Here is a 21743-nt window from a genome sequence, read left to right on the forward strand (position 1 = left end):
AAAGCGCCCGCCTTCGGGGGAAGGGGGCGCCTCGCTTGGGGCGCCGGCCCGGGGGCCGGCGCATGCTGTGCGATGAACGCCGGCCGATCAGGCCGGCTTCTTGTCGTCCACGTCCTCGAAGTCGGCGTCGACGATCTTCTCGCCGTTCGGACCGGTGGCCTCGGCGCCCGGGGCTGCCGCGCCGGCGGCACCGGCCTGCTCGGCCTTGTAGACGGCCTCGCCGATCTTCATCGCCGCCTTGGACAGAGTCTCGGACGCGCTGTTCAGCGCCGCCGCGTCGCTGCCTTCCAGGGCCTTGCGCACCGTGGCGATCGCGGCCTCGGCCTCGGCCTTGTCGGCGGCGGGAACCTTGTCGCCGGCTTCGGACAGCGACTTCTCGACCTGATGCGCCAGGCTTTCGGCCTGGTTGCGGGCCTCGACCAGCTCCTTCTTGGCCTTGTCGGCCGTGGCGTTGGCCTCGGCGTCCTTGACCATCTTGTCGATGTCGGCTTCGGACAGGCCGCCCGAGGCCTGGATCTTGATCTGCTGTTCCTTGTTGGTCGCCTTGTCCTTGGCCGACACCGACACGATGCCGTTGGCGTCGATGTCGAACGTCACCTCGATCTGCGGCATGCCGCGCGGCGCGGGGGCGATGCCGGTCAGGTCGAAATTGCCCAGCAGCTTGTTGTCGGCCGCCATCTCGCGCTCGCCCTGGTAGACCTTGATGGTCACAGCGCCCTGATTGTCCTCGGCGGTCGAGAAGGTCTGGCTCTTCTTGGTCGGGATCGTGGTGTTGCGGTCGATCAGGCGGGTGAACACGCCGCCCAGCGTCTCGATGCCCAGCGACAGCGGGGTGACGTCGAGCAGCAGCACGTCCTTGACGTCGCCCTTCAGCACCGCGCCCTGCACCGCCGCGCCGATGGCCACGACTTCGTCAGGGTTCACGTTGCGGGCGGGTTCCTTGCCGAAGAACTGCTTCACCGCCTCGATGACCTTGGGCATGCGGGTCATGCCGCCGACCAGGATCACTTCCTCGATTTCCGCCGCCGTGACCGACGCGTCCTTCAGCGCGGCGCGGCAGGGCTCCAGCGTGCGCTGGATCAGGTCGTCGACCAGGCTTTCCAGCTTGGCGCGGCTGAGCTTCAGCACCAGGTGCTTCGGGCCCGAGGCGTCGGCGGTGATGAAGGGCAGGTTGATCTCGGTCTCCTTGGAGGAGGAGAGTTCGATCTTCGCCTTTTCCGCAGCTTCCTTCAGGCGCTGCAGGGCCAGCTTGTCGGCGCGCAGGTCGATGCCCTGCTCGCGCTTGAACTCGTCGGCCAGGTAGCTGATGATCCGCGCGTCGAAATCCTCGCCGCCCAGGAAGGTGTCGCCGTTGGTCGACTTGACCTCGATCACGCCGTCGGAGATTTCCAGCACCGAGACGTCGAACGTGCCGCCGCCCAGGTCATAGACCGCGATCGTGCCGCCGTTGCGCTTCTGCAACCCGTAGGCCAGCGCCGCCGCCGTCGGCTCGTTGATGATGCGCAGGACTTCCAGGCCCGCGATGCGGCCGGCGTCCTTGGTCGCCTGGCGCTGGGCGTCGTTGAAGTAGGCCGGAACCGTGATCACGGCCTGCGTCACCGTCTCGCCCAGGTAGGACTCGGCGGTTTCCTTCATCTTGCCCAGCACGAAGGCGGCGATCTGCGAGGGGGCGTATTTCTTGCCCTGTGCCTCGACCCACGCATCGCCATTGTCGCCGGGGACGATGGCGTAGGGAACCAGCGCCTTGTCCTTGGTGACGGTCGGGTCGTCATAGCGGCGGCCGATCAGGCGCTTGACCGCGTAGAGCGTGTTGGACGGGTTGGTGACCGCCTGGCGCTTCGCGGACTGGCCGACCAGCATTTCACCGCTGTCGGTGAAGGCCACCATCGACGGGGTGGTGCGCGCGCCCTCGCTGTTTTCGATGACGCGGGTTTCGTCGCCTTCGCGGATCGCGACGCACGAATTGGTCGTGCCGAGGTCGATACCGATAACCTTGCTCATATTCTCTCTCCTGTCAGCGGTCCCGCCCGGCCCGAAGCACCGGAATGGACCCTAGAAAATCCGCCATGGGGCAGGATCGCCGGACTGTTTCACCACATCCGCCCGTGTCGCCATGGCCATGGCAGACATGTATTGAGCCATGGCATTCGTTTCAAGGCCCGATGTCAGCCCGCCGGGGGCGCGCCCTTGGACACCACGACCATCGCCGGCTTGAGCAGGCGGCCATGCAGCGTCCAGGCCGGGGTCCAGGCCTGGATCACCGTGCCGTGCGCGTGCTCGTCGCTGTGCTGCTCGGCCATCGCCTGGTGGTGGTTGGCGTCGAACGGATGCCCGGCCGGATCGGTGGCGGCGATGCCGTTGCGTTCCAGGATGCCCAGGAACGACCGCTCGGTGCTCTCGATGCCTTCGCGCATGCGGGTGATCAGCGCGTCCTCCCCCTCGGCGGGCGCGGGGAGGCTGTCGAGGGCGCGCTTGAGGTTCTCGGCGGCCTCGACGACGTCGCGGGCGAATTTCTGCGTGGCATATTGCCGCGCGTCCTCGACCTCGCGCCTGGTGCGAGTGCGCAGGTTCTGCATCTCCGCTTCCGAGCGCAGCCATTTCTCCCGCATCTCCTCCAGCGCTGCTTCCAGCTCCTGGATGCGGGGATGGGCGGGCTCGGCCTGGCCGCTTTCCGGCCGGATCGGGTCCTGATCGGTGCCGGGGTGCTGGCCCGGCGCGGACGTCCCGGTCTCTCCGCTCGGAGAGTCGGCGACGGGGGTGGGGTCTGTATCGTGACTCATGCTTCCTGAAGTAGGTGAGCCCGGGCGCTTGGACAAGGCGTCACGGCCACCTTCCACGCGATGGCCGGGCGGACAAGCGCCGGATGAAGATGGATGGATCGTCATGAGCCGGCAGTCATGACATCGGCGCATGGCCGGGGTTAAGATATCGCCTGGACCATGAGGGGCCTGAATACAGCGAGGCCGACCCTCGGCCGGAAGGGAGCGAGAACGCCGCGATGGAGCCGACGAAACACACGATCGCCCTGGTCGACGACGACCGGAATATCCTGGAGTCGGTCCAGATGACGCTGGAGGCCGAGGGCTTCAACGTCCGTACCTATACCGATGGCGAGAGCGCGCTGCATGGATTGATGAGCCGGCCGGTCGACCTGGCGGTTCTGGACATCAAGATGCCCCGCATGGACGGCATGGAGCTGTTGCAGCGCCTGCGCGCCCGCTCGCAACTGCCGGTCATCTTCCTGTCGTCGAAGGACGAGGAGGTGGACCAGTTGATGGGGCTGCGGCTGGGGGCGGACGATTACATCACCAAGCCGTTCTCGCAGCGGCTGCTGCTGGAACGCATCCGCGCCCTGCTGCGCCGCAACGAGGCCAACCGGGCCGAGGCCGGCGGGCCTGCCGCCGGCGGCAGCCTGGTGCGGGGCGAGCTGTCGCTGGACGAAAACCGGCACCAGTGCCTGTGGCGCGGCAAGGATATCCAGTTGACGGTGACGGAGTTCCTGCTGGTCAAGGCGCTGGCGGCGCGGCCGGGGCTGGTCAAGTCGCGCGACCAGCTGATCGACGCCGCCTATGGCGAGAACATCTATGTCGATGACCGGACCATCGACAGCCATATCAAGCGCGTGCGGAAGAAATTCCGCCAGGTGGACGACGATTTCAACCAGATCGAGACGCTGTACGGCATCGGCTACCGGTACAAGGAAGAATAATGCTGCTGGCGCGGGCGCGGCGGGCGATGGCGTCGTGGACCGAGATCCAGACCCACGACGCCGCGTCGGCCTATCACGAATATCGCACGCGGCTGGTCTCGCCGCTGATGCGGCGCATCCTGCTGGTCAATGCCGTGCCGCTGATGCTGCTGGCGCTGACGCTGTTCTATCTGAACCAGTTTCAGAACAGCCTGCTGGAGGCCGAGGTCACGGCGCTGCGCGAGCAGGCGCGGATCTATGCCGGCGCGCTGGGGCAGAACGCGGTGACGGCGGGGCGCGGCGACCCGGTGCTGGACCCGGTGCAGGCGCGGCCGCTGCTGCTGCGGCTGACCGAGCCCAGCCCCAGCGCCCATGCGCGGCTGTTCGCCCCCGACGGGCAACTGGTGGCCGACAGCCGGGTCGAGGCGGCGGCGGTCCGCCATCGGCGGGTGCGCGGGCAGATCGACGCCCAGCCCCTGCCCTCGCCCGTTGCCGGTGACGATGGCGACGACCGGGCGGTGGATACCGCCGCCGATGCGGGGTTCGTCGAACGGTTCTACGACCGGCTGCTGTCGATGCTGCCGACGCTGTCGGGCACGCGGATCATCACGCTGGATACCCCCGATACCGACCCTTCCGTCCAGCCGGTCGCGGGCGGCGGTCAGGCGGCGCCGGAGATGCCGCCCTATATCCGCCGCACCGCCAACCGGCACCTGATCGTGACCGTGGCCGAGCCGGTGATGCATGAGGGCCAGACGGTCGGCATCATCCAGTTGACGCGCCAGGCGCGCGATGTCGACCGGTCGCTGTTCGCGGTGCGGTCGTCGATCCTGTCGCTGGTGCTGATGGCGCTGGCCATTACCGTGCTGCTGTCGTGGTACCTGTCGCTGACCATCGCGCGGCCGTTGCTGCGGCTGGCGGCTTCGGCCCATGTCATCAGGGAGGCTTCCGGCCGGTCGGACAGCGTGCCGCCGCGCCTGCTGGCCCGGCGGGACGAGATCGGCGAGGTGGCGCGTGCCTTGCAGGACAGTGCCCGCGCGCTGTGGGCGCGCATGGATGCGATCGAACGCTTCGCCGCCGATGTCAGCCACGAGATCAAGAACCCGCTCTCCTCGATCCGTTCGGCGATCGAGACCCTGCTGCGGATCGAGGACCTGAACCGCCAGCGCCGGCTGCTGTCGATCATCAATGACGATGTGCGCCGGCTGGACCGGCTGATCACCGATATTTCGGATGCCAGCCGGGTGGATGCCGAACTGTCGCGCGCGCGGGCGGAGCCGGTGGCGGTGGTGCCGATGCTGTCGGTGCTGGCGGAAATCCATCAGGCGACCCGTGGTCCGGGCCAGCCGATCCTGAGTGTCAGCAGCGCGGCCCAGCCCGACCGGCCGCTGACGGTGATGGCGGTCGAGGACCGGCTGGTGCAGGTGCTGCGCAACCTGATCGGCAATGCGATCTCGTTTTCGCCGCCGGACGGGCAGATCGTGCTGAGCGCGGCCGCCGCGCCGGGCGGGATGGTCGAGATCGCGGTGACCGACCAGGGGCCGGGCATTCCGGCGGCGAAGCTGGGCAGCATTTTCGACCGGTTCTATTCCGAACGGCCGACCAGCGAGAATTTCGGCCAGCATTCCGGGCTGGGCCTGTCGATCAGCCGCCAGATCGTCGAGGCGCTGCGGGGCACGATCCGCGCCGAGAACCGGCTGGGGCCGGATGGGCAGGTGACGGGGGCGCGCTTCGTCGTGACGCTGCCGCGAGGCGGGTGACGCCGCCGCGAGAAAACGATCGCGGCGATCCGGCTTTTCAGGGCGTGTGCCCGTCCGGCATCCGGGTGTCGAGGAAGCGCATCGTCCACAGATACGCGCGCAGCCAGTCCTGCGTGCGCAGGAAGGCATGGCGCTCGCCGGGGAGGGCGTGATCCTCGAACGGCACGTCGCGCGCCGCCAGCATGCGGGCCAGCAGGGTCGATTGCTCGAATGCGACCGTGCGGTCGTCATCGCCGTGGACCAGCAGCACCGGGGCGCGCCAGTGCGCGATATCGGCGACGGGGGATGAGCGCCATTCCAACTCTCGCGTCTGCCGCTTCTCGTCGGGCGAGAGGCCGGGATGGTCGGGGTCGGTCAGGTCGTGGACGCCGTGGAAATCGGCGCCGGCCGCGAACAGCCCGCTGTCGCGGGCCAGGGCCAGCGCCGTCAGGTATCCGCCCCAGCTTCCGCCCCAGATCCCGATCCGGCCGGCGCTGACGTCGGGGCGCGCGCGCAGGTAGAGCCCGGCCGCGCGCACGTCGCCATATTCGCTGGCGCCGGCCCGCCCGATCGCGGGGGCGTCGCGGAAGGCCAGGCCATAGCCGGTGCCGCTGCGGTAATTCACCGACAGCACCACATAGCCGCGGGCCGCCATCGCCTGGTTCATGATGTAGGCGTTGGAATAATAGCCCATGGCGTTGAAGGCCGGCAGCATCTGCCGCTTCGGCCCGCCATGGACGAAGATCAGCGCCGGATGCGGCCCCGGTGTGCCGGCCGGCGGCAGGAATAACTGGCCGTGGATGTCGTAGCCGTCCGCGCTGTGGATATGAACGATGGCGGGGGTCTGGAAGGCGAAGCCGGCCGGTGGGGTGGGGACCGCCGGCACCCGGCGCCCCGTCGCCTGGAGCACCTCCGGATGGGCCGGCTGGGCGATGCCGGTGGCCATGACCGCGATTGCCGGGCCGGCCGGCGCCAGGTCCATGACCTGTTCGTCCTCGCCCGTCAGCGCGCGGGCCGGGCCGCCATCGAGCGGCAGGGACCAGGCGCGCCAATGGTCCGGATCGCCGGCATTGGCCGTATAGAGCAGGTGCGTGCCGTCCGCCGACAGGCGGTAGGAGGCGATTTCGGCGCCGTCCGGCGTCAGGCAGGCCGGTGTCGGCCGGGCGGCCGGGGTGGATGCGACCGGCAGCGCGCACAGCCGCAGCCAGCCGCTGCCCTCCCACGGGAACAGCAGCCGTCCGTCGCGGGTCCAGGCCAGGCCGATGCCTTCCGGGGCCCAGAAGCGGCTTCCCGCCCCTTCCGGCGCCGTCCAGAGCGTGCGTTCGGTGCCGGTTTCGATGTCGTAGGCCTGGAGCGACCAGAAGCGGCCCTTCCCGCGTTCGGCCGCCAGCAGGGGCGTGCGCGCACGCACGAAGGCGATGGACCGGCCGTCGGGCGAAAAGGCCGGGAGCTGGTCGTGGGCCATGGCGGCGGGCAGGAAGGTCGGCGCCGCGTCGCCCGGCCCGTCCCGCCACAGCGCGATGAGGGCGTGCGAGCCGCGATCGATCTCGATGGCCAGCCGGGTGCCGTCGGGCGACCAGTGCAGGGCCGAAATCGTGCCCGCCATGGTCATCACCACCCGGGCGGGGCCGCCGGCGCGGCCGACCAGCAGCGCGCCGCCACGGACGAAGGCCAGTTTTCGGCCGTCGGGCGAGAAGGCCGGCGCGTGCCCTTCTCCCGCCGTCACGATCCGTCCGTCGGGCAGGACGACGCGCACCATTTGCCGGCTCCCGGCCGGGGCGTTGCCGGCATTCGGCGGCGTGTCGTCCGGATATTCCGGGTCGCCGCCCTCGACGAAGGCCAGCATCCCGCCGTCGGGGCTGAGGGCGAGGCCCCACAGGTCGGTTCCGTCATCCTTCGTGTAGGCCGTTACCCGGCGCGGGGCGGCGCCATCGTCGGAGACCAGGATGTTGCGCACGCCGCCCCGCCGTTCCACCCATGCCAGGCGGGGCGCGCGGGCGGCACCGGCCAGGCCGCTGGCATAGGGCATGGCAAGCAGGGCGGCCAGGCGGGCCCTGTCGCCGGACTCGCTGCTGGAAACGTTGCTGCCTGGGCTATCCGGGGCGGCGTGGGCCGGGAGGATGGTTGCGGCAAGCAGCGCCGATGCGCCGAGAAGCGAGGATCGGATGGTCATGCGGCTACTTTCAGGGATGGATGTCCGGGTCGCTATCGGGGCGCGGGCGCGACGGGCGATCGCGGTTGCGCGGGATGGAGAGTCAGGCGCCGGATCGCGGCGGCCTGGACGGCGCGCGCGCTGAAGGGCAGCGGCTGCATCGCGCCCCGCAGCCAGGCGGGCAGGAAATCGGCGTAATGCGGCGAACGCGGGTCCGCCGACTGGCCGGGGAAATTGAGGAACAGCGAGCGGTCCCAGGCCCCGACATCGCAGACCATCAGGTAGCTGGCGCCGCCCGTGGCGGCATAGGGGTTGGCGGCGCCCGCGTGGGGGCTGTACCAGCGGGCCATGACGGTATAGGGGTCGCCGCCGCTTTCCGCCGCCGGGCCGCCGATGGCGGGAAAGGCCGCCGCCACGGCGGGGATGGCGGCCAGCGGATGTTTCAGCGTGACGGTGTGCAGCGCGCCCCATCGCCACGCGGCCGGCAGGGGGCCAAGCCGGTCGCGCAGTTCCGCCACCGCGGCGGCGAACGTCTCGGCCAGCATCCTGTCGCGGGCCTGTGCCGGGTCGGGCCCGAACCGGGAATCGGGTGAATGGAACAGGGAGAGCTGCACCGTGGCGCTGATCGGGCCGGGCAGCAGGTCGCGCAGGGATGGGGGAATGAGCCGCGCATGCAGCGCGTGTTGCAGCCGCGTCCACCAGACCTCGTACAGCGCCGCCGCCGCGCTGTCGGCCGTCACGCGGCCGTTCCAGGCCCGCAGCAGCGCGGCCTCGGCGGCCAAGGGGGGCGGGATGTCGGGCAGCAGCCGCACCATCTGCAATGCCAGCATCGACAGCGTGTCGTGCTGAAGCGCCACGCTGTCGGCCAGCGTCGCGCGCGGTGTGGCGTCCAGGACCTGCTCGATGCGTTCGTGGCGGAAACGGTCGCGCCATTCGAAGCTGACGCGCCGGGATTCGGCCGGGTAATCGGGCGGCAGGTTCATCTCGTTGGAGGTGCTGAACCAGCCTCGCGCGGGGTTGAAGCGGCTGGGCAGCGCTTCCAGCGGTTGCAGCCCCTGCCAGTCGTACCGTCCGTCGCCCGGCGCGGGGACCAGCCCGTCATGGCCGTCGGCGCGGTGCGGCAGGCCGCCGGCGGCCTGCCAGCCGATATTGCCGTCGATATCGGCATAGGTGAAATTGGTGGGGCTGGTATGGACCCGCAGCGCCTCGCGGAAACCGGGCCAGTCCCGTGCCAGGTTGATGCCGATATTGGCCAGCAGGCCGTTCGCGCCCGGCGCCAGCCAGGTGGCCGACACCGCCGTCGCGCGATGGCGCGCCGAGTCTCGCGCCACGACCGGCCCCTGCACGGTGTAGTACAGGCTGACCAGCCGGTCGGCCTCGCCCCGTACCGCGATCCGCGTTTCGACCTGCTCCATCCGCTTCCAGCCGCCCTGATGGGCGTAGCGCAGCGGGTCGTCGGGATCGGTGCGCAGGATGAACACATCTTCCTGGTCGATGTGGAAATTGGTGCGGCCGAAGGCGATCCGCGCGTTATGGCCCTGCATGATGCCGGGCATGCCCGCCGCGCCGCCGCCGATCACGTCCAGCCCCGGCGCCGTCAGATGGATGACGTGGCGCGGTCCCGGCACGCCGAATGCCAGGTGCGGGTCGTTCGCCAGGATCGGCCGGCCGGTCGCGGTGCGGGCGGGGGCGATGACCCAGGAATTGCTGCCCTCGTTCCGCCGCCGCGTCGCGTCGTCGGCCGCGTGGAGCCCCGCCAGCGGCAAGGGGGCTTGCAGCACCTCGAACAGCCCCAGGTCGGCCTCGGTCACCGCGCCGGTATCCAGCCCGTCGGGCACCGTGGGCACATGGGCGGGTTCCAGCGGCGTCACCAGCGCGTCGTGGGCCAGCGCGCCGCGTGCCGCCAGCCGGGCGCGCCGGATTTCGGCGCGCGTGTTGCCCGTGACCTCGGCCCGCATGCGGATCAGGTCCAGCACGTCCCATTGCAGCGGGGTGCAGGCGAAGAGCGCGAATTCCGCCGGCAGCAGCGACGGCGTGGCGGTGACTTCGGCGATCCGCGCGTTGATGCCGGCGACATAGGCCCGCGCGCACTCCTGCACCAGGGGCGGGAAGGCGGCCAGTTCGCCTTCCGCGTCGCCCCGGAAGAGTACCAGCCGGTTGGCGGTGTCGGAGGGGACGAAGGCGGCGCCGAACAGTTCGGCCAGCCGCCCCAGCGACCGGCGGTGGCCGAAATCGAGTTCCCACAGCCGGTCGCGCGCGACTATGTAACCGTCGGCGAAGAAGGCGTCGGGGATGGTCCGGGCGCGCACATGGGCGATTCCCCAGCGATCTTCCAGGATGTCCACCGGCTGGGCGAGCCCGGCGAGGCCGGCCGGCGAAGCGGCTTCGGCGTCGCGCCAGGGGCCTGACAGGGTTGCGGCGACGCCGCCGAGAAGAACTGCGCGACGGGTCGCATGCATCGGGATTCGTTCCTTCCTTACCCGATGGCCCGGGCGTCGGCCCCGGCCACGATGTCTGTCAGCCGCAATGCCGAGCCGACCGACAGCGTGAAGCCGAGGGCGCCGTGTCCGACATTGAACAGAAGATTGTCATACCGGCTGCGTGCGATGACCGGAACGCCGGTCGGCGTCGCGGGACGCAGCCCGGCCCATGGCGCGTCCTCGCCCCGGTCGAACGCGCCCGGCAGCGTCTGCGCCACCAGCGCGCGCAGTGCCGCCAGGCGGCGTGGATCGGGAGTGGTGTCCTCCGCCCCGATATCGACCATGGCGGCGATCCGCAGCCGGTCGCCCAGCCCGGCATAGACCACGCGGTTGTCGTAATCCGTCACGCTGACGGCGGGCAGGGTTCCGGGGCGGGGCCGCGTCGTCAGGCTGTAGCCTTTCAGGCCGTAGAGCGGCAGGTCGATCCCGAGCGGATGCGCCAGCACGCGGGACGCGATGCCTGCCGCGAGGACGATGAGATCGGTTTCGAACGGCCTGCCATTCACGGCCAGGGCGCAGCGGCCCCCGCTGCCGGGCGCGAGCGCGGCCTCGCCCCGCACGAGGCGGAAACCTGGCTGCGCCGCCAGCGATTTGCGCATGGCCACGCAGAACAGGGCACAATCCGCGACCTCGTCCTCCGGCGAGAAGATCCCGCCCGCGATCCGGGACTGCAATCCCGCGAAGACCGGCTCGACCGCCATGCATTCGGCGGGGGACAGGGCGCGCTGGCGGTCGGGATCGGCGATGGCGCGCGCAGCCCGGCGGAATTTCGAAGACTCGCGATACAGAACCAGCTTTCCGGGACGGCGCCACAGGAAATCGTCCAGCCCGGCATGGCGCCATCGCCGCAGTTCCGCCTGCCCCGCCAGGGCCAGGTCGAGCAGGATCGCGGCATTGGTGCGATTTGTCTGCCGGTTGCACGCCAGGATGAAGCCCAGAAGCCAGCGCCACTGGCCGGGATCGGCGCGCAAGCGCAGCGAGATCGGCGCGTGCGGGTGGAGCAGCCAGCCCAGGGCGTCGCGCACCACGCCGGCATCGGCCAGCGGGCTGACATAGCGGTAGCTGAGCTGGCCGCCATTCGCGAAGCTGGCCTCCTGCCCCACATCCTCGCGGCGTTCGATGAGCGTGACGTCGTGCCCTGCCCCGACAAGGGCGCGGGCGGCGGTGAGGCCGATGACGCCCCCACCGATAATGGTGATGGTCCGTTTGCCGGCCATGGAAGTCCTGAATATCGATAGGCTGGGCGCGCCGGCGCGCCGTCATGGATGAACCGAGCCTAGGAGGGCGGGAGGGTTCCCGCCAATGCAAAAGAGGGCTGTTTCCTATAACCCATGGTTAAGAAGAGGGTGGGAAGGGGTTTGGGGGGGAGCCGAAAAGCTTCGAGGGCTTCATTCTTTTTTCGGATGCAGGTCCTGCGCGTCGAAGCTGAAATCGGATTCGATCACCCGCATGGTCAGGCCGACCGGCTTGCCCGAGACATCGCGTTCGAACTGCACGTAGGCGTCGTCCGCGCCGTCCTGCGCGCGGTTGTCCCAGCGGACCACGAACAGGTCGTGCGGCAGGGCCGAGAGCGTGCCCGTGAGCCCGTCGGCGTGGCTGAATGCCATCCGCAGGTCCCGCCCCCGCAGGCTGATGGTGATCGGACCGCGCCAGGCGTCGCGATAGGTGCCGACATAATCCTGCCGCGCGCTGTCGGACAGCGTGATGAAGGGCCGCGCGGGCGAGCCGGGACCGGTGCTGGCGGCCGCCTTGGCCCGCGCCGCCTGTTCGGCATTCTTCGCGTCGCGCCAATGGGCGACCCAGTCCGCGCTGGTGCCGGTCGCGGCATAGGCGCTGAGGGTGGTCGCGATGGCATAGGTCGCGTGATGATCGTCCTGGTTGGTCAGGACGACGATGCCGGTCCGCAGTTCGGGCAGGAAGGTGACGTAGCTGACCATGCCGCCGATGGTGCCGGTGTGCCAGACGCGCTTGCGGCCGAAGAAATCCTCCATGAACCAGCCAAAGCCGTAGGCGCGGAAATGGGTTTTCGTCGCTGCCGCCGTGTCGGGCAGCGGCAGCAGCGCGTGCGGCGACCACAGCGTGTCGCGGCTGGCCAGGCTGAACACCGCCTTGCCCTCGGGCGTGCGGCCGCCGGCGAGATAGACCTGCGCCCAGCGGGCCATGCCGTCGGCGCTGCACCAGATGCCGCCGGCAGGCGCGACGGCGGGCAGGCGGAGGGAGGCGCGATCGGGCAGGTTTTCGCTTTCGCCCGCGCCGGTCGCCACGTCCGCCTGGCCCCTGACCGGCGGCGTGCTCTGGCAGGCGGGCAGGGAGGCCGCGTCGATCAGCCGCGTCTGGACCGCATCTTCCCAGCTTTGGCCCGTCAGCCGTTCGACCAGCGCGCCCGCGACCACGTAGAGCAGGTTGTTGTAGGCATATTGGGCGCGGAACGGGCCGGTGAAGGGCATGAAGGGCAGGCCCGCGAGGATTTCCGGCCGGGTGAAGGTGCTGTGCGAGAACAGCATCAGGTCCCCTGCCCCCAGCCCCATCCCGCTATGGTGGGTCAGCAGGTCCGACACGCGGAAATCGCGCGTGATCCATGGATCGGCGACGCGAAATTCCGGCATGTGGTCGATGACGCGGTCGTCCCAGTCCAGCTTGCCCTGCTCGACCAGTTGCGCCAGCGCCGTCGCGGTGAATTCCTTGGTGTTCGATCCGATGGCGAACAGCGTGCGTGCGTCGACCGGGGCGCTGGCCTTGTCTTCCGCCCGGCGTCCGTAGCCGTGGCTGAACACGATCTGCCCGTCATGCACCACCGCCACCGCGACGCCGGGCACGTTGAAGGCCTGGCGGGCGCGCTCGACCGTCAGGCCGATCTCCTGCTCCGTGAGCCCCGGCGGCAGCGTGGCGGCGCGGGCTGGGCTTCGGGCCGACAGGAGGGTGGCCGCCGAGGCCGCGACGAGGCACGCATGGCGGAAATGCTGGATCATCGGTCGTCCTGATTGGGAAAATATGGTTGTGGAAAGCCGATTGTTGGCGAAACGTTCTGCCCTGCGCTGTCAGCACGCCAGCGCGGCCAGGTCGATTTCGAGTTCGCTTCGCAAAAGGGCGAGAATGCTCTTGGAGATGTGCGACAGCGCATGGTCGGCGCGGAACAGGACTGTGCAATCGACGCTCAGCGGCGGCGACAGCGGGCGCGGGCGCGGCAGGCCCGGATGATGCAAGGCGGTCAGGGCATCGACGATGGCGCAGCCTCCGCCCAGGCGCACGAGTTCGGCCGCCATGAAATGGGTGCGCACCCGCACCGGTGCCGCCGCTGGAACCCCGGCCTCGTCCAGCGCCATGTCGAGCAGGCGGGCCGTCGGGTCGTTCTCGCTCAGCCCGATATAACGGGCCGGGTCGATCGCGGAGAGGCTGACCGGGCCGTCCGCGCCGTCCTGGTCGATCATCAGCAGCGGAATATCGGCGATATGCAGCGCCGTCAGGCCGTCGCGCGTGTAATCGCCGAATACGATCCCGAGATCCAGGTCGTGGTTGAGGATGCGCGACACGATTTCGGTGCCGTGCAGCGCGTCGATCGTCAGTTCCATGCCCGGATGGGCCGCCCGGTACCGCTGGACCACGCGCGGGACCAGGCTCAGCCCCAGGCTGGGCACGCAGCCGATGCTGATCGAATGCCCGTCGCGCGCATAGCGCAGATTGTCGGTCAGGCGCTTGAGGTCGGACAGTTTCTCGAAAATGGCGTTGACATGCGGCAGCATGATCCGCGCCTCGCGCGTCGGTACCAGCCGGCCGCCCGCGCGCTCGAACAGGGCGAAGCCCAGCGATTGCTCGGCATAACGCAGCACCTTGCTCGCGGCGGGTTGCGAGACATGCAGGACTTCGGCGGCGCGCCTGAGCGAACCCGTCGTCATGATCGCGTAGAAGACTTCGATCTGGCGCAGGCGCATGGTGGCGGGGGTTCCTGGGACTTGGCGGAGAGATGGTCTCTCTTGAAAGAATCGGAAAGATCTTGATTTGTTCTGTGATGTCCGGGTCTGTCCGGTCTGGAGGGTGCGATCATCCCGGTCTTATGCGCACGGTCCTGCCTCGTGGGATGGCGTTCGCTTCCAGCAGGAATGCGACGATGGCCTTTGTATCCTCCGGCGACAGCGTGCCGGGCGCCATCAGCGGCATGGCCCGCTGGACATAATCCTCGAGTTCCGCGACCGGCGCGCCGGCCCAGTTCGCGACGAAGCGGCCGGTCAGAGCGGGCGTCTGGAAATTTCCTTCCAGCCTGCTGCCGTGGCACATCGCGCAGGCGGCGCGATAGAGCGCCGCGCCGCGTGCCGTATCGGCGGCAGCCGCGCCGGGCAGCAGGGTCAGGCCGAGCGCGAGGGCGGCGAGGCGGGTTCGCATGTCTCCTGTCCGGATCATCATGTTACCCGGCCGCCGCCGGCATGCGGGCGAACAGGTCGGCGAACACGCCGATGGCGCGCGCGGCCTCCGCCGGGTCTGGGTGTTCGAGGGAATTGCCCACGCCGGTCATCTCGCCCAGCCCGTCCAGGTCGAAGGCCTGGATCATCACGCCGTCGGTCTTGGACAGCAGGGCGGCGCCCCGGTAAACGAGGCCGTACGGGGCGTCGGGCCGGGGCGGCAGCCAGGCCGTCTGGCCCCGCACGGGGACCAGGCTGTCGTCGCGCCACCATTCGCGCGCCGCGTAGCCGGGACAGTTGATGATCACCTTCTCCGGCAGCGTGGTCAGGTCGTGCGGACTATGGAATTCGCGGATGACGATGCGCCCGCCCGCCTGGTGGAATTCCGACAGCAGCAGGTGGCCGTAGGCGCCGAAATTGTAGATCATCAGCGAACGTCGGCGCGCATGCGGCGCGGCGAACGGGTTTTCGGCCGGCGGAACGTCCTCGGCCGCCGGGACGATGTCGCGAATCCTGCCTGAATAGCGGGCGAAATCCTCGGAGACGCGCGGCATCGCGCCGGGTGCCTCGGACGGCGCGGGGGTGGGATGCTGGTTCTCGAAGGACGTATCGGAGAGGATGTAATTATCCTCGAACATGATCGGCGCGCCGGGCAGGCCGAGATAGGTCCGGTAGGTCGCCCATGAAAAACGGGCCATCTGTTCCCACTGGTCGGCGAAGCCGGGGGCGGCGGTCTGGGTCAGCGCGATCCGGGAATCCGGCGTCCAGCTTCCGTTCGCGCGCACCGAGCGCGTGTGCGGCAGCAGGTCGCGGGCATAGATCGTGACGTCGAAGCCCGCGCGCTGTGCCGTCAGTGCGGCTGTCAGCCCGACGATGCCGCAGCCGATGACCGCGACCTTGCGATTCAGCGTTGCCGCGACATTGCCGACCACCAGGTTGGCCGACCCCCAGGACAGGGACCAGCCGCTGCCGCCATGGCCGTAATTGTGGAAGACGATCTTGTTTCCGATGCGCTCGACATCCAGCCGTGGGCCGGCGGCGCGGAACGGCCGGATGCAGACCTTGAGATCGGTGATCTGGTCCACGCGCGGATGCATCGGCACCAGCGCGGACCCGTGGCGTGGCGGCTGGGGTGGCGTGTCGCCCGCCGATGCGGCGCGCGGCAGGACCGCGCGTTGGCCCGCGATCATCGCCGCCGCGCCCAGAGCGGCCCCGCTCGCGAACACGCCCCGGCGCGAAATGATCCTGCCTGTATCCATGACCGTTCCGCTATCGTCCCGCTGCATTACCGACCGTTTCTTTCTCCATCGCCGATCGCGGCCCGCTTAGGAAGGCGAAACTTCGTCCACAGGCGATAACCCGAGGCTAACCCGCAAGAACCTCGGCGAACTGGTCTGGCGGGGACAGGAAGATTATAACGGTTCGATAACAAGAAGCCGTTTGAAAATATCGACCGGACGAGCGAGCGTGCCGCGCGGAACATGCGGGCTGGACCGGTGGTGCGCCAGAGGGAGGATCGACCGTGCCGCTGCTGATGCTTCGTCTTCTGACGCGCGGGGTGGGCGCCCTGTGCGGGCTGGCTCTGCTGGCGGGCGCGGCCCGCGCGGAGGGGCTGGCGGAGTCGGTCGCGCGGATCACGGCCGGCCAGCCTGGGACCTTCGCCGTCTATGCCGCGCCGTCCGGGCAGGCGCCGGACGTCTGCCTGCGCTGTGACGAGCCCATCAACGCGGCCAGCACCATCAAGCTGTTCGTCCTCGACGCCGCCTATGCCGCCTTTCGCGACGGCACGCTGAAACCGGACGAGACGATCGTCGTCCATGACCGCTTCCATTCGCTGGTCGGCACGGGCAGTTTCTCGCTCGACCGGAAGGAGGATTCCTACGATCCGCTCTATGCCCAGGCCGGCAGGCCGGTCGCGGTGCGCGCGTTGCTGCGGGTCATGATCCGGTACAGCAGCAACCTCGCCACCAATCTGATGGTCGAGCGGCTGGGCGTGATGCCCATTCGTGCCGTGATCGCGCGGCAGGGGCTCGGCGGCATCGTCTTCGGCCGCATGATCGAGGATTTCGATGCCGATGCGAAGGGCATCCGCAACCGCGTTACCGCGCGCGGGCTGGGCGGGTTCCTGCAGAAGCTGGACCATGGCGCGATCGTCGGCCCCGCCGAGAGCCGGGCGATGATCGGCATCATGCGCGGCCAGACCTTCAACGACATCATTCCGCCCGGCCTGCCCCCCGGCACGCCGGTCGCCCACAAGACCGGGTGGGTCAACGGCGTGCGCAACGATGCCGCGATCGTCTTCCTGCCGAACGGGACGCGCTACATCCTGGTGGAACTCAGCCGCGACCTGCCGGACGCAGCGGCGGGTATCAGGGTGCTGAACGCCATTTCCCGGACGGTCTTCATCGCCTATCGCCGTCGCCTCGATGGCCGGTAGCTCCGCGCTGACGGATGGGTGGTCGCGGCGGGACCTCATGATGGCCTGGGTGTGGATGCCCGGAAGAGCAGGAGAACGACGAGCATCATCAGATACTGCGTGCCGATGCCGGGAATGCTGAACATGACGCCGTTCTCGCCCCCGGTGAGCCATGCGGGGCCGTCGACGCGCAGGTGAACGATCTGGAACGGGCTATTGCCCGCATACGGATCGGGCGAGCCCAGGACGATGTCGGAAAAATCGGCGACGGAATGCGCGCCGACACCAAGCCAGAGGGAGCCCGTGACACGGCGAACGCCGCACAGGACAAGTCCCGACAGAAACAGCAGGACGATTTGGACGATATGTTCCCCCGGGTTTGACAGATGGCTGGTCGCAAAGACCAGGGAGGTCAGAAACGCGGCCGGCCACCAGCCGAGACCGGTTTCGAGCCGCCGCAGCGGATAGCCGCGGAACCATAATTCCTCCGTGAGGCCAACGGCGGTGAGTGCGCTGGCCGAAAGGAGGACGATCGTGACCGTGGTCGGGCCGCTCCATAGCCAGCCGGTGAAGCGCAGGCCGCCAAAGACGATTTCGATCGCCGCAAGGACCATGGCTCCGGCCAGCGACAGTCCGGCCCCCTGAACGACACGGAGAAATGCCGGCCTGTCGAGCGGAAAACCGCAGAAAGCCGCATCCCGCCGTTCGAACGCGGCGAACAGGGCGGTTATGACGCAGATCAGAAACAGCAGGAAAATTTCGTTCACGCACAGTGTCGCCAGTCTCGCGACCGTATGGGAGGCCGGGTCCGCTCGGGGCACGGGGTTGAGTCGGGCCAGGTCCGGTAGCCGGACATAACGAAATGCCAGCAGGGACAGCACGAAGAAGAGCGTGACGGACACGAGGCTGGATGCGGCTTTTCTCAAGGAAACGGACATGGTTGATTTCCGGAATGATCGATCGCGATCCAGCTGCGTTCCGATGGTCGGGCCGGAGCGGATGTGCGGGCGTGGGAATGGGATTTGATCGTGACGTCAAGGGTTTCGAATTGACGGCGTTCGTCGCGGCTTCCTATGTTTTGCGATCGGCATGACGGTCGTAACTGGAAAAAGCAATGCGCGGCACCGTTCTTGACTATGATCCCAGACGCGGTGAAGGCCTGATCGGCGGGGACGACAATAATCGGTACACGTTCAAGGGAGTCAGCGTGAAGTCGGATTTCGCATCGTTGAAAAGCGGGGCGAAGGTCGATTTCGATCCGGAGAATGGTGAAGCGCTGGCAATATTCGTCCTGTCCGATGCGCCCAAGGTCGGGATCAATATAGATATCAATTCGTCAGGAGAGAAATCGAAGGTCGTTGCCTGCCTTCTGGCGATCTTTCTGGGCGGGTTCGGTATTCATAAATTCTATCTCGGTTATAACAAGGCCGGGATCATCATGCTTCTGTGTACTTTGTTCGGCTTTATCCTTCTGGGTATACCGAGCGCGATTGTCTATATTATCGCCTTTATTGAAGCGATCATTTACATTTCAAAGTCGGATGCCGAGTTCGCCGAGACGTATGTCGTTCATCAGAAGGAATGGTTCTGAGCGCGGCCGTTATTCGCCCGTCGGCGCGTTGCCGTAGCGGCGATAGACCAGCGGTGGCGGCGTTTGCGGCAGGTCGGCCAGGATCTCGCTGATCCGGGCGTGGTCGGGCGAGCGGGTGCAGACCGGGTCGGTCGCCGCCGCGTCGCCCAGCAGGGCCAGGGCCTGGCAGCGGCAGCCGCCCCAGTCCTGCTCGCGCAGGGCGCAGCCGCGACAGGGTTCGGGCATCCAGTCCGTGCCGCGAAACAGGCGGAACAGCGGTGAGTCGGCCCAGATCGCGGCCAGGCTGTCGGTGCGGATGTCGGGGATCGGCACGCCGCCGATCGTCTCGGCCGCGTGGCACGGCAGGACGTGGCCGCTGGGCGAGATGTTGACGAAGCGCCGCCCCCAGCCGCCCATGCAGGGCTTGGGCTGGTCGGCGTAGTAATCGGGGGTGACGTAGTCGATCGCCAGTACGCCCGACAGCCGCGCGCGGGCGTCTTCCACCGCGCGGGTCGCCTCGGCGAGCTGGGCCCGGCTGGGCATCAGGGCGGCACGGTTCGCCAGCCCCCAGCCATAATATTGCGTATGCGCGATCTCGGCCCGGCGGGCGCCCAGTTCCACCGCCAGGTCGAGCATGCGGCCGACGCGGCCGGCATTGCCGCGATGGATGACGAAATTCGCCGTCAGCGGCATGCCCTCGGCCACGACCATGCGGGCGGCGGCCAGTTTCTTCTGCTGCGCGCCGGGCATGCCGCCCATGGTCTCGGCCGGTGCGGTATCGACGTCCTGGAACGAGAGCTGCACATGGTCCAGTCCAGCCTTGGCCAGTTGGGCCAGCGTGGCTTCGGTGAGTAGAACGCCGGACGTGATGAGGTTGCTGTACAGCCCCAATGACGCCGCGTGGCGCACCAGTTCGGGGAGGTCGCGCCGGGCCATCGGCTCGCCGCCGGAGAAATGGACCTGCAACACGCCGAGTTCCGCCGCCTGGTCCAGCACGCGGAGCCAGTCGCCGGTGCCAAGCTCGCCCTCCCGCCCGTCCAGCGCCAGGGGGTTGGAGCAGTACGGGCATTGCAGCGGGCAGCGATGCGTCAGCTCGGCCAGCAGGCTCATCGGCGGGGGGACGGCGGGGGTCATGTCGCGAGGACCTGTCGCCGGGCCAGGCCGGCGACCATGTCCAGCACGTCGCGGGCGATGACGGGGCGCGGGGCGGAGAAGCGCTCGGCCAGGAGGTCGATGATGGCGGCGAGGGGGCGCGTGCCGTCCACCAGTTGCAGGATCTCGGCGGCGATCGGGTCGGCGATGAAGGCGCGTTCCGGCGCCTGGATCACCCACTGGTCGCGCACCCGGTCGTGGTGCAGCCGTATGCCGCGCGGGAAGCGGACGATCGTGTCCTCGGCGACCGGCGGCGGGGCGGGGGCGCCGGTCATGCGGGTTCGGGCGTGAAGGCGCCGGGCGGGATGCGGCCGGGGACGACATAGGCGTAATCCAGCGCGTCCAGCATCGACCACAGCACGGCGCATTTGAAGGTCAGCGCGTCCAGCACCGATTTCTGCTCGGCCGCGGTGCGGGCGTGTTCGCGGACATAGGCCAGCGCGAAATCGGAGTCGCGCGGGGCCTGGGTCAGCCGGGGCTGGAAATAGGCCAGTGCTTCCGGCGTGACGAAATCATAATGGCGCAGCATCCCGGCGACGCGCTCGCTGATGATGGTGGGCGAGAACAGTTCGGTCAGGGATGAGGCGATGGCTTCGAGGATCGGGCGGTCGCGCACGAAATCGACATAGGCATCGACGGCGAAGCGCGTGGCGGGCAGCAATCCTTCCAGCGACTCGACATAGGCGCGGTCCAGCCCCACGCCGTCGGTGAGTTTGAGCCAGCGGGCGACGCCGCCGGTGCCCGGCGCATCGCCATCGTGATCGACCAGCCGCCTGCGCCATTCGCGGCGCAGCTCGGCCGTCGGCAGCCGGGCCAGCAATGTCGCGTCCTTGGCGGGAATGCGGCACTGGTAATAATAGCGGTTCAGCGCCCAGGCCTGGACCTGGCCCTTTGCCAGGCGCCCTTCATGCAGCGCGCGGTGGAACGGGTGCAGATTGTGGTAGCGCTCGGCGCCGATGGCGCGTAGCGCGGCCTCCAGCCCGTCAGGAGAAAGGGCATGCCCCGTCATGTCGTGATCCTCATGCCGTCGAAGGCCACGTCCCATCCCGCGTCGCGCGCGGCCGCGCGCTCGGGACTGTCGGCCAGCAGGACGGGGTTGGAGTTGTTGATGTGGATCAGGATCCTGTGCCCGATTCCAAGGTCGGAGAGCGCGTCGATGGTACCCTCCGGGCCGCTGACGGACATGTGGCCCATGCGCTGCCCGGTCTTCTGCCCGATGCCGGCGCGCAGCATCTCGTCGTCGGTCCAGAGCGTGCCGTCGAAGAAGACGATGTCCGCGCCCCGCAGGCGCGCGCGCAACGGCTCGGTCATGCGCGCGCAGCCGGGGATGAAGACGGCATGGCGCGTTCCGTCGGTGATCGCCAGCCCCACCGTCTCGCCATTTTCGACGATGGCGGCGGGGTCGGGGCCGCTTTCGGCATAGAGGGGCACCTTGCCCGGCACCGCGAAGGGCGTGATCGTCAGCCCCGCCGGCCTGCCGTCGGGCAGCGCGAGCGCGTGAGGCCGGTCGAGCGCCAGGGCCAGGCGCGGCACGATGGCGCGGTCCAGTGCCTCGAAGATCGGGTTGGCGTCCAGCAGGTCCAGCACCGGGCGGGTGGCCAGCAGGGTGAGGGGCTGGCGCTCGCGCAGGGTCAGCAGGCCGGTGACGGTATCGACCTCGCCGCCGGTCAGGATCACCCCGGCGATGGGGGTGGAGCGCAGGCCCTCGCGCGGGTGCAGCGCCGGGGTCTGGCCGATCTGCGCGCGCAGGTCGGGCGAGGCGTTGACGACGAACCAGTGGACGCCGTCGCCGCTGATGGCGATCGAGGCCTGGGTCCGGGGCAGGGCGCCGGGGTCGCCCGCGCGGGCGCGCCGGCATCCGGCGGCGTTGGAGTTCCATTGCGGGAAGCCGCCGCCGGCGGCGGCACCGAGAACGATGATGTCGATCATGACGCGGGGATCGGAGGCGGAAACGCCGCCCGCGCGAGGCGGGGCGGCGTTTCGTGCGGCTTATTTCTTCTGGCCGCAGACGTAGCTGTTGATTTCCGCGCCCAGCGGAACTTCGGTGATCTTCGGAGCAGTCCAGGCCATGTGATCCTCCATCTTTCAGCGCGTGAAGGCGGGGTTCCGCTTTCATGCGGGATGTGAGCCGTTATGCGGGCGGCTTTCAAGC

General features: G+C 68.9%; 19 protein-coding genes. 4 read left to right on the plus strand and 15 right to left on the minus strand.

Annotated features, from left to right (window positions below):
• Positions 1-87: 87 nt before the first annotated feature.
• Together dnaK and HLH48_RS07450 are read right to left on the minus strand one after the other, a co-directional pair.
• Positions 88-2001, minus strand: a complete 1914-nt coding sequence (gene dnaK, locus HLH48_RS07445; RefSeq protein ID WP_182996856.1) for a molecular chaperone DnaK — start codon at positions 1999-2001, stop codon at positions 88-90.
• Positions 2002-2165: 164 nt separating this feature from the next.
• Positions 2166-2780 carry a nucleotide exchange factor GrpE gene (locus tag HLH48_RS07450; protein WP_182996857.1) on the minus strand — a complete coding sequence of 205 codons (615 nt, stop codon included), beginning with the start codon at positions 2778-2780 and terminating at the stop codon, positions 2166-2168.
• Positions 2781-2998: 218 nt separating this feature from the next.
• Between HLH48_RS07450 and HLH48_RS07455 the strand changes: the two genes are divergently transcribed.
• Both HLH48_RS07455 and HLH48_RS07460 read left to right on the plus strand, forming a co-directional pair.
• Positions 2999-3709: a response regulator transcription factor gene (locus HLH48_RS07455; protein WP_182996858.1), complete on the plus strand. Its 711-nt coding sequence runs from the start codon at positions 2999-3001 to the stop codon at positions 3707-3709.
• Between the two features lie 26 nt (positions 3710-3735).
• Positions 3736-5448: a stimulus-sensing domain-containing protein gene (locus tag HLH48_RS07460; protein WP_246387125.1), complete on the plus strand. Its 1713-nt coding sequence runs from the start codon at positions 3736-3738 to the stop codon at positions 5446-5448.
• Between the two features lie 37 nt (positions 5449-5485).
• On the opposite strand, the gene HLH48_RS07465 is transcribed toward HLH48_RS07460, so the two are convergent.
• The 7 genes from HLH48_RS07465 to HLH48_RS07495 form a co-directional block, all read right to left on the minus strand.
• Entirely contained in the window at positions 5486-7600 is a 2115-nt protein-coding gene (locus HLH48_RS07465) for a S9 family peptidase (RefSeq protein ID WP_182996860.1), read from the minus strand.
• Between the two features lie 32 nt (positions 7601-7632).
• Entirely contained in the window at positions 7633-10038 is a 2406-nt protein-coding gene (locus HLH48_RS07470; protein ID WP_182996861.1) for a penicillin acylase family protein, read from the minus strand.
• 17 nt (positions 10039-10055) lie between these two features.
• Entirely contained in the window at positions 10056-11276 is a 1221-nt protein-coding gene (locus HLH48_RS07475; protein ID WP_182996862.1) for an FAD-dependent oxidoreductase, read from the minus strand.
• A 171-nt stretch (positions 11277-11447) separates the two neighbouring features.
• Positions 11448-13028, minus strand: a complete 1581-nt coding sequence (locus HLH48_RS07480; protein WP_182996863.1) for a serine hydrolase — start codon at positions 13026-13028, stop codon at positions 11448-11450.
• 69 nt (positions 13029-13097) lie between these two features.
• The gene (locus HLH48_RS07485; protein WP_182996864.1) at positions 13098-13988 is read right to left on the minus strand and encodes a LysR family transcriptional regulator; all 891 of its coding nucleotides are present in this window, start codon (positions 13986-13988) and stop codon (positions 13098-13100) included.
• A 109-nt stretch (positions 13989-14097) separates the two neighbouring features.
• Positions 14098-14436 (minus strand): c-type cytochrome, encoded by a 339-nt coding sequence (locus HLH48_RS07490; protein ID WP_182996865.1) that lies wholly within the window; start codon positions 14434-14436, stop codon positions 14098-14100.
• A 22-nt stretch (positions 14437-14458) separates the two neighbouring features.
• Positions 14459-15712: an FAD-dependent oxidoreductase gene (locus HLH48_RS07495; protein WP_220795032.1), complete on the minus strand. Its 1254-nt coding sequence runs from the start codon at positions 15710-15712 to the stop codon at positions 14459-14461.
• A 263-nt stretch (positions 15713-15975) separates the two neighbouring features.
• On the opposite strand from HLH48_RS07495, the gene HLH48_RS07500 reads away from it, so the two are divergent.
• Positions 15976-16890: a serine hydrolase gene (locus HLH48_RS07500; protein WP_264812755.1), complete on the plus strand. Its 915-nt coding sequence runs from the start codon at positions 15976-15978 to the stop codon at positions 16888-16890.
• A 35-nt stretch (positions 16891-16925) separates the two neighbouring features.
• Here the strand turns inward: HLH48_RS07500 and HLH48_RS07505 are convergent, their stop codons facing one another.
• A complete protein-coding gene (locus HLH48_RS07505; protein WP_182996866.1) occupies positions 16926-17807 on the minus strand; it encodes a CPBP family intramembrane glutamic endopeptidase in 882 nt (293 codons plus the stop codon).
• A gap of 176 nt (positions 17808-17983) precedes the next feature.
• Between HLH48_RS07505 and HLH48_RS07510 the strand changes: the two genes are divergently transcribed.
• Positions 17984-18460, plus strand: a complete 477-nt coding sequence (locus tag HLH48_RS07510; RefSeq protein WP_182996867.1) for a TM2 domain-containing protein — start codon at positions 17984-17986, stop codon at positions 18458-18460.
• Positions 18461-18469: 9 nt separating this feature from the next.
• On the opposite strand, the gene pqqE is transcribed toward HLH48_RS07510, so the two are convergent.
• From pqqE to pqqA, 5 genes are read right to left on the minus strand one after another with little or no spacing between them, the layout of a single operon-like run.
• The gene (gene pqqE, locus HLH48_RS07515; protein WP_182996868.1) at positions 18470-19573 is read right to left on the minus strand and encodes a pyrroloquinoline quinone biosynthesis protein PqqE; all 1104 of its coding nucleotides are present in this window, start codon (positions 19571-19573) and stop codon (positions 18470-18472) included.
• A complete protein-coding gene (gene pqqD / locus HLH48_RS07520; protein ID WP_182996869.1) occupies positions 19570-19866 on the minus strand; it encodes a pyrroloquinoline quinone biosynthesis peptide chaperone PqqD in 297 nt (98 codons plus the stop codon). The genes pqqE and pqqD overlap by 4 nt, the downstream gene beginning before the upstream one ends.
• On the minus strand, positions 19863-20600 hold the full coding sequence (gene pqqC / locus HLH48_RS07525; protein WP_182996870.1) for a pyrroloquinoline-quinone synthase PqqC: 738 nt from the start codon (positions 20598-20600) through the stop codon (positions 19863-19865). The genes pqqD and pqqC overlap by 4 nt, the downstream gene beginning before the upstream one ends.
• Positions 20597-21520, minus strand: a complete 924-nt coding sequence (gene pqqB / locus HLH48_RS07530) for a pyrroloquinoline quinone biosynthesis protein PqqB (protein ID WP_182996871.1) — start codon at positions 21518-21520, stop codon at positions 20597-20599. Before pqqB ends, pqqC begins: the two co-directional genes overlap by 4 nt.
• A 60-nt stretch (positions 21521-21580) precedes the next feature.
• Complete coding sequence (gene pqqA / locus HLH48_RS07535) at positions 21581-21661, minus strand: pyrroloquinoline quinone precursor peptide PqqA (RefSeq protein ID WP_012224451.1); 81 nt, start codon at positions 21659-21661, stop codon at positions 21581-21583.
• Between the last annotated feature and the right edge of the window lie 82 nt (positions 21662-21743).

This window comes from Gluconacetobacter sacchari, from assembly GCF_014174255.1.
In the GTDB taxonomy this organism is placed as follows: Bacteria; Pseudomonadota; Alphaproteobacteria; order Acetobacterales; family Acetobacteraceae; genus Gluconacetobacter; species Gluconacetobacter sacchari.